Annotated in this window: 15 protein-coding genes and 2 tRNA genes; 8 read left to right on the top strand and 9 right to left on the bottom strand. The window is 48.6% G+C overall.

Going from position 1 to position 13,360, the window contains the following annotated elements; all coding sequences use genetic code 11:
• Nucleotides 1-57: 57 nt before the first annotated feature.
• Nucleotides 58-828, bottom strand: coding sequence for a 5-formyltetrahydrofolate cyclo-ligase (locus QXU03_04615; protein MEM2171021.1), 771 nt, complete (start codon nt 826-828; stop codon nt 58-60).
• Nucleotides 829-907: 79 nt separating this feature from the next.
• Between QXU03_04615 and QXU03_04610 the strand changes: the two genes are divergently transcribed.
• The gene (locus QXU03_04610; protein MEM2171020.1) at nt 908-1,561 is read left to right on the top strand and encodes an orotidine 5'-phosphate decarboxylase / HUMPS family protein; all 654 of its coding nucleotides are present in this window, start codon (nt 908-910) and stop codon (nt 1,559-1,561) included.
• 11 nt (nt 1,562-1,572) lie between these two features.
• Here the strand turns inward: QXU03_04610 and QXU03_04605 are convergent, their stop codons facing one another.
• Together QXU03_04605 and glmS are read right to left on the bottom strand one after the other, a co-directional pair.
• Nucleotides 1,573-2,673: a tryptophan--tRNA ligase gene (locus tag QXU03_04605; GenBank protein MEM2171019.1), complete on the bottom strand. Its 1,101-nt coding sequence runs from the start codon at nt 2,671-2,673 to the stop codon at nt 1,573-1,575.
• A gap of 160 nt (nt 2,674-2,833) precedes the next feature.
• A complete protein-coding gene (gene glmS / locus QXU03_04600) occupies nt 2,834-4,654 on the bottom strand; it encodes a glutamine--fructose-6-phosphate transaminase (isomerizing) (GenBank protein ID MEM2171018.1) in 1,821 nt (606 codons plus the stop codon).
• Nucleotides 4,655-4,813: 159 nt separating this feature from the next.
• On the opposite strand from glmS, the gene QXU03_04595 reads away from it, so the two are divergent.
• A complete protein-coding gene (locus tag QXU03_04595; protein ID MEM2171017.1) occupies nt 4,814-5,356 on the top strand; it encodes a hypothetical protein in 543 nt (180 codons plus the stop codon).
• A gap of 160 nt (nt 5,357-5,516) precedes the next feature.
• On the opposite strand, the gene QXU03_04590 is transcribed toward QXU03_04595, so the two are convergent.
• A complete protein-coding gene (locus QXU03_04590; GenBank protein MEM2171016.1) occupies nt 5,517-5,810 on the bottom strand; it encodes a hypothetical protein in 294 nt (97 codons plus the stop codon).
• Nucleotides 5,811-5,895: 85 nt separating this feature from the next.
• Here QXU03_04590 and QXU03_04585 point away from each other — a divergent pair, with 85 nt between their 5' ends.
• Nucleotides 5,896-6,522 carry a Snf7 family protein gene (locus tag QXU03_04585; protein ID MEM2171015.1) on the top strand — a complete coding sequence of 209 codons (627 nt, stop codon included), beginning with the start codon at nt 5,896-5,898 and terminating at the stop codon, nt 6,520-6,522.
• A 46-nt stretch (nt 6,523-6,568) separates the two neighbouring features.
• Here the strand turns inward: QXU03_04585 and QXU03_04580 are convergent, their stop codons facing one another.
• The 4 genes from QXU03_04580 to QXU03_04565 are packed head-to-tail and all read right to left on the bottom strand — an operon-like array spanning nt 6,569 to nt 9,243.
• On the bottom strand, nt 6,569-7,096 hold the full coding sequence (locus QXU03_04580; protein ID MEM2171014.1) for a hypothetical protein: 528 nt from the start codon (nt 7,094-7,096) through the stop codon (nt 6,569-6,571).
• Between the two features lie 11 nt (nt 7,097-7,107).
• A complete protein-coding gene (locus QXU03_04575; protein ID MEM2171013.1) occupies nt 7,108-8,103 on the bottom strand; it encodes an AIR synthase related protein in 996 nt (331 codons plus the stop codon).
• 12 nt (nt 8,104-8,115) lie between these two features.
• The gene (locus QXU03_04570; protein MEM2171012.1) at nt 8,116-8,373 is read right to left on the bottom strand and encodes a hypothetical protein; all 258 of its coding nucleotides are present in this window, start codon (nt 8,371-8,373) and stop codon (nt 8,116-8,118) included.
• A gap of 12 nt (nt 8,374-8,385) precedes the next feature.
• Nucleotides 8,386-9,243 carry a TatD family hydrolase gene (locus tag QXU03_04565; protein ID MEM2171011.1) on the bottom strand — a complete coding sequence of 286 codons (858 nt, stop codon included), beginning with the start codon at nt 9,241-9,243 and terminating at the stop codon, nt 8,386-8,388.
• Nucleotides 9,244-9,312: 69 nt separating this feature from the next.
• Between QXU03_04565 and QXU03_04560 the strand changes: the two genes are divergently transcribed.
• From QXU03_04560 to QXU03_04550, 3 genes are read left to right on the top strand one after another with little or no spacing between them, the layout of a single operon-like run.
• On the top strand, nt 9,313-10,020 hold the full coding sequence (locus tag QXU03_04560; protein MEM2171010.1) for a CopG family transcriptional regulator: 708 nt from the start codon (nt 9,313-9,315) through the stop codon (nt 10,018-10,020).
• A 12-nt stretch (nt 10,021-10,032) separates the two neighbouring features.
• Nucleotides 10,033-11,076, top strand: coding sequence for an MBL fold metallo-hydrolase (locus tag QXU03_04555; protein ID MEM2171009.1), 1,044 nt, complete (start codon nt 10,033-10,035; stop codon nt 11,074-11,076).
• Between the two features lie 11 nt (nt 11,077-11,087).
• On the top strand, nt 11,088-12,191 hold the full coding sequence (locus tag QXU03_04550) for a glycosyltransferase (GenBank protein ID MEM2171008.1): 1,104 nt from the start codon (nt 11,088-11,090) through the stop codon (nt 12,189-12,191).
• A gap of 136 nt (nt 12,192-12,327) precedes the next feature.
• Here QXU03_04550 and QXU03_04545 read toward each other — a convergent pair.
• A tRNA-Tyr gene (locus tag QXU03_04545) sits at nt 12,328-12,410 on the bottom strand.
• 83 nt (nt 12,411-12,493) lie between these two features.
• Here QXU03_04545 and QXU03_04540 point away from each other — a divergent pair.
• Both QXU03_04540 and QXU03_04535 read left to right on the top strand, forming a co-directional pair.
• On the top strand, nt 12,494-13,150 hold the full coding sequence (locus QXU03_04540) for a haloacid dehalogenase (protein ID MEM2171007.1): 657 nt from the start codon (nt 12,494-12,496) through the stop codon (nt 13,148-13,150).
• Nucleotides 13,151-13,224: 74 nt separating this feature from the next.
• Nucleotides 13,225-13,312 (top strand) — tRNA-Val (locus QXU03_04535).
• The last annotated feature ends 48 nt before the right edge of the window (nt 13,313-13,360 follow it).

Genomic DNA, 13,360 nt, shown 5'->3' with positions numbered 1-13,360 from the left:
AAACACCTCTAAGCACGGTCTTAGATATATATCACCACCACAATTTTTAGCTTCCTGCTACTGTTTCAACTTCTTCGTTTCAAGGAGCTCTCTTATAACACCTAGCCCCCTCAGCTCAGGTGTTAGAAGTTCCCAGTAGATTCCTTTCGGTTTATGCTTCGTACCAGCCTCCACCTTCACGAGCCGTGTAGGTGTTGCATAGTAGTCTACCGTTAAATCGTGCACTTCTAAAGGTATGCTTTCTCCAACTACTTGTAGGTCATGAATAGTCGTTATCACGGGGGTTTGCGCGCCGATCGCGCCTAATTCGCGCAATATGCCGTACTCTAATTCCGCGAATCCCCCTCCTTTACCTAATCTAACGCCTTGCGGATCTACGGCTACACAACCCGTTACTACCACATCTATTACAGGTATCTCGGAAAGCTTAACTACTTTTCCATACTTGAACGCACCGTTAATAGTAGCCGCTTGGTGCAGTTTACTTGGGGGAATAACGTCTGGATCCAGAGCTATAAACCCTGCTCTCAGCCTGGGTGATGCCATGATCAAGAGCTTGCCCTCCCGTAGCGCTAAATGCCTTAAGTAGTACTGAGGCGCATCAGGGCTTGCTTTAACCACGTGGGCTTTCTGCCACTCTTTTAAGGTAGTAACTCTCTGCGCGGCTATTTCCGCTCCTTTAAAGTTGGGTATTCTACCATATACTGGACGTGGAAAGGCGGCTACGTTAAGCTGTTCGAGCAGGTTCCAAACCATGTTTCTTATCTGTTCTTTTAGGTGCTTAACAGCCGGCCTACTTCCAGTAGCATCTCCTCTATGGTATTCCATATCACAACACGTGGGTAACTTATATGCTCACGAGTTCTTAACTACTTACTGGGTTAGACCCACGGCACGGTGAGCACGCATGAAACCGGTTCTGCAAATTGCTCTCGACATGGAGGAGCTCGTGAAGGCCGTTGACATAGCGTCGAAAATAGCCCTTGCAACAAAGTGTGAACAGGTGTGGATTGAGGCGGGAACCCCTTTGATAAAGGCGTGGGGTAAGCTAGCTGTGAAGGCTTTGAAAGAGCTAACCAACTGCTACATAGTTGCAGATACGAAGACCATGGACGTGCCGGAGCTGGAAGCTAAGGTAATGTTTGATGCGGGTGCGAGCGCTTTCACCGTGCTCGGTGTCGCGGACGATGATACCCTCAAAGAGGCCACCGAAGTGAGAGAAAGGTATGGTAAGAGCCTCTTCATAGACTTGATCGGATGCCGTGACCCCTATAAAAGAGCGCTCGAAATCGCGAGGTATGAGCCCGACGTAGTATTATTCCACGTAGGTATAAGCACGCAGCGTGCACGGGGAATTACTAGTGACGTGTTAGTAAAGGAGGCTGTTAAGGTTAAGCAGGAAACAGGTATGAGGGTCGGAGTTGCTGGAGGGCTTAAACCAGGCTTGATTAAGCCCCTAATATCCCAAGGCGTAGATGTCGTAGTTGTCGGATCCGCGATAACCTCCTCCCCCAACCCCGTAGACGTGGTCATCACCATTCTTAGAGAAATGCTTCCTTAGACCGTTTTTACCTAAAACCCTGGTTTTTTCACGAACTTCTCAACGATACGGGCGAATTCATTAAACCTTTTCTGGTGTTCTCGAAGCGTGTTCTTTAACTTCTCCACCGCGTTTTTCTTGCATGCACCGCAGAGTAGTTTGCCGGACATGCAGTCTGCGTAGATTTCTTTAAGTTCGCGCTCATCTCTGATCAGGTGGTATAGGTACAGCTCAAATATAGTGCATTTCCACGGTTCGCCACCAAGCACCTTTTGCTCTTCTGCGGTAGCGCGGCCTCCGGTAAAGGCATTTAAAACCTTTTTCTCCGCTAAGTCCACTGGATCGCTCAAGTGTATCGCGTACTCTGGCCTACTCTTACTCATTTTATTCCCATCGAGCCCCCTAATGAGCTTATGGTAGATAGATGAGGGCCTCTTCAACAACAATTCATTTTCAAACCTATCTGCCAAGTCCCTCGCTAACCTTATGTGAGGATCCTGATCAATACCAACGGGTACCAGTATGTACCTGTAACCACCATACTCGCCTAGTTGTAAATGCAATATGTCAGCCACCTGGGTGAGAGCGGCCATCACCTTTGCCGGGGATAGATCGCCGTAAATAGCCTTCATCTCGGCCTCTGTAACCTTTCTCGAGAACATCTGAATAAGCCTGTAATAGGTGCTCCCCATTTCCGTCTGGAAGTAGAACTCGGCTTTCTCGGGGTCAATGCCCCATGCAATCGCGTGTGCGATGAACCTAAGGCCCTGCGCAATTGTGCTTTCTCTGTCTTCACGCCTCACAGCGTAAGCTTCGGCATCTGCAACGGCGATCTTGACGAAGACCCCCCTTTGCTGGAAATACTTCAGCTCCTCGTATACCATTGCCGTACCCAGATGTGGCTCTCCACTAGGCATTACACCGGTGAGAACGGCAACCTTCTCGCCAGCCTGGAGTTTTTCTAACCACGCGTCAAAGTCTCTGTGACCGAATACAATGCTCCGCGTAAAGTAAAAGTGGTCCAGCCCGTACTTCGAAAGAAGCTCGCTCAGCGGGCGGATACCGAACTCTTCCATTAAACGCTCGTAGTCCTCTATAATTCCGCAACCCCACGGATCTATCCGAATACCCACATTCACACCTATAAATACCGTCTAGTACTTTACGAGTTAAAAAGTTAGTTAAGCGGCAAATAGCGCTCAGCCCCGGAGCTCTTTATCACCGCTCAACTTGACTAGGACTCTTCATTGCTCCGTGTAGCTTAGACATGTTAAAGGGCGTTAAAATTCCCGACTACGTGGTTATAGTCTTCGCCAGTCCCGGAGGCGTGTCTATGGGGGAATTTCTAGTAACCCCCACATAGTATGCTATGAGCTGTAAGGCAGTTGCAGCTGATATGGGATAGAGATATCTCGTCGTGCTGGGTAATTCTAAAGTCCGGTACTTGGTCTGTAGCCTCGACTCTATTGAAACAATTCTTGCTCTCTTGGTTTCCAGTTCTCCTAAAACCTTCAAGAACAGCGGTTGCGCCTGCTCTTCGTGGGGTTCAACGACTATTACGGGGAAGTTAGGTCCGACTATCGATAACGGTCCGTGTCTCAATTCGCCGAGTTGAAAGCCCTCAGCGTGAACTAGTGCGGCCTCTTTAAGCTTAAGAGCGCCCTCTATGGCTATGGGGTACGTTATACCACTACTGGCTACGTAAACACTATCGGAGTCGCCTATTTCGTTTGCAGCCTTTAAGACCTGCTCTTCCAGCACCGGTATGTAGTCTCGTAACTTCTTACTATAGTGCTTAATGTCTTCGAGAAGCTCCTTGTGCTCCTGCACACTCCGCTTACCTGTAAACACTCCAGTGTAGGATGCTAGTATCAACAAGGTTGCCAGCGTCGATGTGAAGGTCTTGGTTGCAGGAACGGCTAATTCGGGCCCTGCGCCGATGGGCAGGTAAACGTTTGATTCTAAAGCCAGTCTTGATCCCACATTGTTGGTTATTCCCACGATCACCGACCCCCTCTGTTTTGCTAACTTAACGCTCGCTATCACGTCGCTGGTCTCTCCACTCTGGCTTATCGCGATGACCACCGTCCCCGTCTCCACACTCTCGAGGATCGAGTATGGGAATTCGGCAGCCGATACGGGAATCACACTCAGCCCTGAGAGCTCGCTGAAGTAGTAGGTAGAGGTCAGTGCAGCGTGAAAGCTCGTACCAGTCCCGATCACGAAGACCTTGCGGGCTCCTTGAAGTATCATTGATGCCAATCTAAGGTATTTTTCCATGATCGCGATAGTCGCCCCTAGAAGGGCTTCCGGTACCTCGTATATTTCCTTTATCATGAAGTGCGGGTAACCTCCTTTATCTACCCGCTCAATAGGGTACTTAACCCGCTTAGACTGAAGGCGCTCCAGACCCATCCTCGACTGGGTTGCAATGTCGTAGAACTCCACTAAGCTTAGTGATACCACGCCCACAGTGTTGTCTTCGACTATGTAAGCAAGCTCGGCATATCCATACAGGGAGGGTATGTCGCTCGATACGTAAATGCAGCTGCCATCGTGGCTGAACCCGAGGACGAGGGGTTGACCGTGCTGAACCAGGTACAGCCGCTTCTCCGGCGCTAATAAGAATACTAGCGAATAGTTGCCTGTAAGGTTTGAAGCGGCTTTAATTAAAGAGCTAATGACGTCGTGCCCCTGCTTTAAGTAGTCTTCGAGTAGGTGAACGGCTACTTCGGTATCCGTTCTTGACCTAAATGAATGCTCCTTCTTTTCAAGTACTGCTTTGACTTCCTCGTAGTTCTCTATTATTCCGTCTCCTACAACTGCTATCCTGCCACTACAATCCGTAAAGGGATGGGTGTTCTCGTAAACCGGCCATCCGCGGCTTGCATACCTTGTATGACCAACAGCTACGGGGGAATCCACGTTTATAAGGTCAAGTTGCTTCGATACCGTGCTAAGGTGACCTGGCGCCTTACGCACCTCCAGCGTCTCTCCTCGCAGTATGGCTAATCCAACGCCATCGTAGCCTCGGTATATAAGCCTGCGAAGACCCTCGTAAATTGCCCCTCGCGGTACTGTATCCCGGCACACCGCGCCGAAAATACCGCCCATCGCAACATCACCCGCTAGGCTAGATGTTTATATGGTCCTTTAACCAGTATAAATTTTTGCGAGGAATCAGCGATGAGCAGGTTTACGTTAATAATAACCGCGCCGTCAACCAGACGTAATGAAATGGCAAAACGGCACAGGTGTACAGGAAGCACCCCGTTGAGCGGCTACGTGAAGAGGTATGAAAAAGCGCGTGGATGCGCCTCTTATAGAGTGCTACCAGGCGCGCTCATAGTGTTATCTAATGGGTTAAGTAAAGAGGACCACTATGAGCTTTATGAGAGCATGAATGCGGAGTATCCGGGTATTCGCGTAGTTTCAGTTGTTCATGAAAATCCCCTTTACGCACTCATTAAGGCCTCTAAGATAATGGAGCGGGAAAGCTTGTACTACGAGGATGGCGTTGAAAGGGAGTACCACATCGGCTACTTCACCCCGAAGAGTATTCCTAACGATCTCCTGAACAATCTGGTACACGCTTATAGTACACTATTCAATACCGCAATGCTACTCCTTAACAGCGGATCGCTACCTCTCAAAGTCAGTATTAGAGGGGTTCTAGCCGTTTTAAACAAGTTTATACTCAACCAATTGGACTACATAAAGGCACGTGTACACGTGAATGTCGGAGTAGACTACTCGGCTAGAGAAGCGGTTAAGAAAGCTATTGGTCGAATGGGAACTAGTACACGCTGCTCCTAGAAACCAGCATAAACCCCGGTTCTCGGGCTGGCTATTTCACGTTGACCTGGAATATTGGGGCTAATTGAAGTAGTATGTTCAGTGAATGGGGCCCGTTCACCGGTCACAGGTAATACCGGTCATCATCGTAAAGACATCTCCTTGTACACGCTTAATAATGTTACAACTCACCCTCTTTTGAGGCTTCTGCTACCGTAAGCTTGCCGATGGCATTACTCCTTTTCGCGATTTCCACGTATGTGTTGATGATTTTAACGGATTGAGCCGTTTCCTCGTCGAAACAGCATGCCGAAGATACCGTTTTACCGTTGAAAAGCTTCCCTATCAGTCTTTTAAAACGCCGCTGTGCGCACTCTTCTTCACGGACTTCCACTAAGAGTCCCAGCATTGCGAGCGACTCTAAGTACCGTAACGTGCAGTTTTCAAAACATTGAACGTACTGTTCTATATTCAACAATCTCACCTAGCCACTACATAGTCTCATAGTCCTTCACCTTAAAAGCAATTCATTGCCGCATAGCCTCTACGGGGTACACGGTATGGCGTGGAGAAGAGAGGAGACCATTGGGGATAAGATAAAGAAGCTATTTATAAACGAGCAGGAGTCCCTCGAGAAGAAGGCCATAATAGCGCAGTACAGGCTTAAAACGGCGATGGGCAGGATCGCGAACTACGTGGAGAAGCTGTCGGAGAGAGATAAAGTCCTCTTCGAGAACATTGTAGACGCGCTAGTTAAGAAGGACGAGATAAGGGCGAAAATGTACGCCAAGGAGGTAGCAGAGATCAGGAAGATTAGTAGACAGCTACTAACAGTACAATACGCTCTTGAACACGCAGCCCTTAAACTAGAAACATTTATAATATATGGCGGTGCAGTAAATGAAGTCGTACCTGTACTAGGCATAATGAGGGAGGCCCTTAACATAGTGAAAACCATCGCACCTGATGTTTGGATAGATCTGCAGGTGGCAGCAAGAGAACTTGAAACCGCTATGGGCGCGGGAATCGTAGACTTAACCATAGAGGCCGGCGCAGGGCTGGACAGTGAGGCTAAGAAGGTGCTAGAAGAGGCGAGAATCGTCGCGGAGCAGAAGATGAGAGAGAGGTTCGCGGAGCTACCGAAAGCCATTCAGTTACCTGAAACGGAGCAGAAAGCACCTACATAGAGACGCGGTAAGAGAACCTCACGCATCCGTGAAGTCTTTTTTAAGATTAGACTTTTTGTAGCTTCTGCTCGATTAAAGGCAGCAACCTTCTATAAACGGCTTTTTCAATGGTTTTAAGCGCCATTCGCAATTCGTCCCTCTTGCTCGTAAACTGCTCTTCGCTTAGCGGGCTTATTTTAACCAGTTTACTGCGTATACTAATGGTTAGCGAGTTCGGGGAAACTGAGAGTGTAGCGTCCCGCGTTTTTAAGGACACAGCATTGCTCTCAAGATCAAGCGATAAGACGACGTGCTCTGGCCTCGTCCTAACTAAAACTACTTCCTTGGAGGTTCTAAAGATGTACGTGTAGTTTGAAATAGTTACTAACCCATCTTCTACATGTTGTATCCTTCTACTCAGTACATCAAGTAACCGCATAGTTTTCTCTAGCAGTTCTACCAGCCGGGACGCCACGCTGACTGTTTTCTTATCCACGGTCTCCTTGCGGGACCGAATGATGTTACTTTCAATGCTCTGTACGGCCGTTTTAAGCACCCTTATACCTGCTTCTAAGCCCTGAGATAGCGAAGACACCTAACACCCCCTTACCCTCTGCCTAATTGTCGCCATAACTTATAAATATCATCTACTAGATCATCCTTAATAACCTCGACCCCACCTCCATCATTAACGAGGACCTCTCCACGGCCTTCCACGACTTGGCCTATTAAGCTGAAGGGTTTCCCTAGCCCTTCAACTACCTTCTCGAACTCCCTCTGGTTACTAGGAGGTACTGTCACTACGATACAACCACCGCTAAGTAATCTCAGCGGGTCGACGTTAACGCGGCTAGCTATGGTCCTTACAGGCTCCTCCAATTGAACTCTCTCTTTGTTAATTGATACGGCAGATCCGCTGGCGATGGCTACTTCGCGAAGGGCTTGGAGAATCCCCCCTTCAACCGCGTTGTGCATGGTATTCACGTAATCTGCTATTTCCAGCGCCACGTCCACTACGCTCACTTCGTGTATTAACTCCTTAGCGGCATTCACCACCTCCTTGCTAATGCCTTCTTCGAGTAGCTTCTCTTCAAAGTCCCATGCTATAACTCCAACTCCCTCGCCCGCTACTTTGCCTACGACATACACGAGATCACCTATTCTAGCATCGCGCGTTAAGATGACCCTTGTCTTAGTGTAGCCCATCGCGGTCACCGCGATCAGAGGTTTGGCAACTTCGGCCGTTTCCGCGAAACCTCCCACCACGACCCCGCCAACCTCGTTTAAAGCCCGCTTCATGTCCTCGAAAAACTCTACTTTGTATGCTTCGCTAAACCAGGTAGGCAAGAATACTGCTAGTAGAAACCATCGAGGCCGCGCACCCCTAACCGCGATGCTATTACTAGCTACGTGAATCGCTAAGTAACCTGCACGCTTTGTGCCCGTAATCACGCGCATGGACTGGGTGACTAGAAACCCATCACTAAATCTGATAACGGCAGCGTCTTCGCCTCGTACTGGGCCCATTAGTACGTCCACGTCTTTCACCGGCAATAATGAAGGCAACCTGTACGCGGTATCTTCCAATTCCTTTCTTCCCAATGTATTTACCACCTACTTTAACCCCTTTCTACGGCAATCTACACAGGTGTATTCTATCGGAGATACCTGTATAAGGCACCTCTCGCAGCCAAGCCTTCCACAGTACTTGCACACGCCTATAGATAGATATCTGTTGCATATCTTACAAATGGCGTCCTTGCACACGAGGCAATAGCCGGTGATCTTGTCGTAGTCATCATCGCAAACCCTCCTACCACACATCTTACAAGTGTAAAGAGGTTCTTTTATCTCGCATATTTCGCACTTCAACTCCACTACCCTTCACGGCGGTTTCGCGTTGAAGTATTTTATGACGTTGTCAAGTAGCATCTTGTAGGCCTGCTCTTCGCTTAGTAGACCATGCTTTATAAGGCTTTCGATAACATCTGGTATTTCCCACGGATAAGCGGAAGCGCCAGGCTTGGAGGGGTCGTCTAGGAAGTCCGATTCTAGCATGCAGTACCTCCACCGGCGCTTAGCATATTCTTCGTTAAACTGTTTAATGGGGGCCGTAAACGGTATGTCGAGTTCCTCGGCCCATCTGGCTGTTTCGAGGTTTACATGATGCATTACGACTTTACCCAGATCAGCTTTAACTAGGTTAGCTAGCGTTTTGACCGAATAGGCCGTTGCAAAGCCACCCTGCTCTAGGTGTAGCTGTACGGGGACCCCGTAATCGCGCACTAGGACTAGTGCACGGACCATTACCATCTCCGAGAACACGAGCCTCTCAGGGCTAGTACCATAGTGTTGGCGCCCTACTTCTCCAATACCGTCAACGAGGCCGTTTTTCAACGCGTCTTCAAAAAGCTTAAAGACGCCTTCTAAGAGAGGAAGCAGTTTCTCTGGTTTTAACCCCTGCCTATAATAGTTGTCTATTTCTGCTGGGTGTACCCCCACGAACCTGCTAACTTCTAGTCCCCGCTCCTCCGCCTTCGCGGCTTCCTTACTAACTAGATCAAGCACCTTTCTATAGGATTCTACGCTGGGCTCTACGAAGCCGTAATGGTACGGTGGGAGCCCTACTATTGCGATGAACCAGCCCCCTCTACTTCTAAACTTCTTTGCGATTTTCTCAGCACCGAGGCCTTTTAACGGATTTACATGTAAATGCGCATCGCTGTAAAGCACGTACAACACCGGAAACCCCTCCTATTTTAGTATAGCTAGGTAAATAGATTAAGGTAGGTTAAGAGTGGAGTATGGTCCATGAAGTCGGAAAGCCGTGTTAAAGAGATCAAAGTACAGGTCCCAGAGGACATATACGTCGTACTCGAGGAACTAGCTAAGAAGGAGGGGTACCTAAGTGTACCAGACTACGTAGCATCCATCTTGGTAAACTTAGCCAGGTCTCAGCGGGTACCACCGTTAGACGAGCTCGTGGAAAAGCTCAAAACGAGGCTTGAAAGGTACCTACAAGACGAGCTGAACAGGAGAATATCAGTTGTTGAGGGGCTGAGAAGGCAGGTTGTAGAGCTTTACGAGAAGCTGGAAGCGGTGGAGCAGCGTGTAAGTGCCCTCGAGTCATCGCTTCGCGAGGTGGAAGCTGGAAGGGCAAGAACGGTCGTTGAAACACGACCGCGAAAAACTGCCATCGAGAGACTAAAAGAGGAAAAAGTGCTTTTTGAAAGCAGATTGCCCGCCAGGGTACAGAGGGATAGGCTCTTCGCTCACTTCGAGCGAGCTGGTATCGTTGTCCTTAAATTGAATCGAGAACGCGTAGCGGTTGACCCTGACTTTTGGCAGGTGTTTAAGCACAAGCTACTCGAAGAGGTGAATTCTAATAAAGAGGAGGACGTGCTGGCTACGCTTGGTGATAAGGGCTACGAGCTTTGGAAAGCATTATATAGTGATAACCTCCTAATATTTGACTCGAAGACTAGGAAGTGGAGGTTTCTGCAAAGTACTATTCCGTGATGGCTGGTAACGTTGAGTAAAGAGCTCTGCGTCTACAGGTACGGAGAGTATCTAAAACACGTTAATGTACTCAGCAATGGCGCAGTTATAATTGGTACAAACTTCTCCATAGACGGTTTCTCGGAAAAACCGGTCAGGGTGATAACGCACGCTCATGCAGACCATGTACGAGACATTGAGAGCAGTTTGAAGTACTCTAAGCACGTGGTAGCGTCTCCCATTACACTCGACCTCATAGAGGCACTAAGCTACGTTAGCCGGGACCTCTCCCCACTCTTGAAGAGTAAAGGCGTGCCGCTAGCGTACCACCAGGAGTTCTCGTTTAATGGAGATCGGCTGGAGTTTTACAAGTCTGATCACATACCGGGCTCCGCACAAGTGCTGGTTAAGCTGAAAAACGGGGATCTCAAGGTCGGTTATACGGGGGACTTCAAACTAACGGATAAAACAGACATCATGGAAGGCTTAGACGTCTTAATCACTGAGGCCACTTATGGTAACCCCCTCCAAGTACGGTCCTTTAAAGAGAGTATTCCACAGATACTAGTGGACCTTGTCGTAGAAGGGCTCGCGAAGTATAGAAGGGTCTACATATATGCCTATCACGGCAAGATGCAAGAAGCCATGACAATCCTTCGAGCGGGGGGGATAAAGTCCCCATTCATTTTGCCGGAAAGGGTGCATAAGGCGACGAAAATACTCGAAGAAAAGTACGGATTTAACTATGGACGGTATTACCGGGAGCGCGACCCAGTGAATTCTAAAAACGGGCTTATAGTGTTCAAGCACTTCAATACCGCATATAACAGGAGATTAGACGGTAGCGGGCTCCACATAGTGCTGACCGGTAGGTTCACGAAGGATCCGTTCGTGAAAGTCGACGATTACACCTATGTGGTCTCTCTCAGCGATCATGCGGATTTTACGGACCTAATTAAGTACGTTGAGCTAGCGAGCCCGAAGCTGGTGGTGGTTGATGGTTCTCGTTCAAGTAATGCAGAGTTCCTTAAAGCTGCCCTCATCGAGCGGGGTTTCTGCACGACTGTACTACCATGAGGTACCGTGAAGTGAAGAGCGTTATTGTACGGCACCACATGCTAAACGCTCACTTAATGGGCATCGGCGGCTCACACTATGTAATGCTGGAGACTGCAATAGCATTCGCGGAGCGCGGTTTAGAGACCTACATAGATAGTCCCTTTATAACGTCTCGTTGCGAGCTGCTTAGGCTAGCGGAGTTCTTCGGAGTTAACAAGAAGGAGCTGGTAGGTATAGGCATAGGTGAGCCTAAAACCTCCGAACTAGTGGTCATCAATACGAGTGGAGACGTACTTTCAGGTGCTGGGGATGTGATGTACCTGCATTACCCGTTCTTCCTAGATTACAGGACATACTACTCCCCGCTACACGGAGTATTTGACCTATTCGGCAAGGTCTACTCGCTTACCAATACAATAGCGTTTCCTGTTCTAGCGCGAAAGGTGAAGCTCTACCTGGCTAATTCGTGGTTTACAGCGGTGTTTTTCAAGAAGTACTTGAGAGTAAATCCAATAGTCATACACCCCCCCGTGAACCTGGATAACATCAGTAACAAGGAACCACTACCCTATTCTGAGAGAGGCAAATACGTACTCACTGTCTCGCGTATAAGCCCCGAGAAAAGGCCGGAAAGGGCAATTTATCTCGCTAAGTTGCTCAAGAAACACGGTATCAGGGTTACGGTTGTAGGTGTCCTCTCGAGTTACAATAAACCGCTGTACGATGCCCTGGTAGAACTGGCCTTAAAGGAGCGCGTAGACGACTACCTCGACATACTCGTTAACATATCAAGGGAAGACCTCATAGAACTATACAGGACCGCCCTGGCATACATACACGTAACGCCCAAGGAGCATTTCGGCATAAGCGTTGTCGAGGCCATGGCTGCCGGTACGCCGGCTATAGTACCCGTAGATTCTGGGACCTGGATAGATGTAGCTCAGCAAAACCCACTGGTAGCGAGACCTTATAGGTCCGTGAAGGAGGCTTATTGTACCATAAAAGACATCGCAGAGAACCAGCATCTCTGGAACATGCTAAGTCTTAATGGGCGCGCGAGGGCGCTAGAACTCGATCGAAAGCTGTTTAAAGAAAAGGTTTATGAGATTACGAAACCATTAATATGCGGTTGATGATGTACAACCGCGAACCTGACACGTGATGTAGAAGAGCCGTGCTGAATCCTTCTAGCGACTTAGCCGCGAAATGGCAGTGATCCAAAGTTAGTAAATTGCTGTTACTAGCTCAGAACCGTTAGCTGGGATTAAATCCCGCCGGGGGGACTCGAACCCCCGACCACCCGGTGCCCGCCCTCACTACAGCCGGGCGCTCTACCGCTGAGCTACGGCGGGTACTCCGCTGTAGATATTTCCTTTGTAGCACCTTAAAAGTTTTGTTAGTGTTAATGCTAATTTTAAGAGAGCGGTGAAGGCCTGTGGAGCCCCTTATACATAGACTTACCAACACTATTGCTAGGGATGTAGAGAGAATAGATAACGCTCTTAGAGAGAAGGACGCCGTCAGGGAGGAATTGATTAAATTAACACGCGAGATTATAAGGCTGTCAGGTAGCGCCATAAACAGTGTTCATGGCGGTAAGCAGGAAGAAGCGAAGTCAAGCCTCCTTAAGGCGCGTGAACTGGTAGAAAAACTGCTAAATCTTGTTGAAAGACACCACGACCTAAAGTACTCTGGGCTAACGTATAACGGGCTAAGCGAGTACGTTGAAGCGCACCTCTTTTACTCCATCGTGGTGGAGAGTAACGTCCCCGCGTTCGATGAATTAAAGGTACCTATTGTGCCTTATTTGCAGGGTTTAGGAGACCTTGTAGGTGAATTAAGGCGACTTATCATCAAGTTGCTGAATGAGCTAAGAATTTCTGAGGCCGAAAAGTACCTAAACGTCATGGAAGCCATATACAGTGGTTTAAGGCTCCTCGACTACCCCGATCCCCTAATACCGGGTGTAAGGCACAAGGTAGATATAGCGTTCAGATTACTGGAAGACACCCGCGTTCTCATCTTAAGCACCAAGAACTCTGTACGGTGCATGGAAACACGTAAGGTAGAGAACTACATGTCGCAGACGTGATGCGAATGAGTACATCGAGGATGAAACGCTTTTAAAACCTACTATACTCCTAAGATTTAAGGAAGAAATGTAAGGGGCCCGTCGTCTAGCCTGGTTAGGACGCCGCCCTTACAAGCCCACTTGGAGAGGCGGAGGTCCGGGGTTCAAATCCCCGCGGGCCCATAACACACACTTAGAAAATGCTTTCAATCAACGCCCTAAATGTACAGT

The organism is Desulfurococcaceae archaeon (genome assembly GCA_038845865.1).
Classification (GTDB): domain Archaea; phylum Thermoproteota; class Thermoprotei_A; order Sulfolobales; family Desulfurococcaceae; genus UBA285.
Note: the sequence above shows the minus strand (reverse complement) of the source record. Positions and strands in the feature narration are given on the sequence as shown.

Excerpts from the sequence above, each read along its gene's own strand:
- QXU03_04560 (MEM2171010.1), top strand. The coding sequence starts at position 9,313 with ATGAAGTCGGAAAGCCGTGTTAAAGAGATCAAAGTACAGGTCCCAGAG.
- glmS (MEM2171018.1), bottom strand. The coding sequence starts at position 4,654 with ATGGGCGGTATTTTCGGCGCGGTGTGCCGGGATACAGTACCGCGAGGG.
- QXU03_04615 (MEM2171021.1), bottom strand. The coding sequence starts at position 828 with ATGGAATACCATAGAGGAGATGCTACTGGAAGTAGGCCGGCTGTTAAG.
- QXU03_04585 (MEM2171015.1), top strand. The coding sequence starts at position 5,896 with ATGGCGTGGAGAAGAGAGGAGACCATTGGGGATAAGATAAAGAAGCTA.
- QXU03_04610 (MEM2171020.1), top strand. The coding sequence starts at position 908 with ATGAAACCGGTTCTGCAAATTGCTCTCGACATGGAGGAGCTCGTGAAG.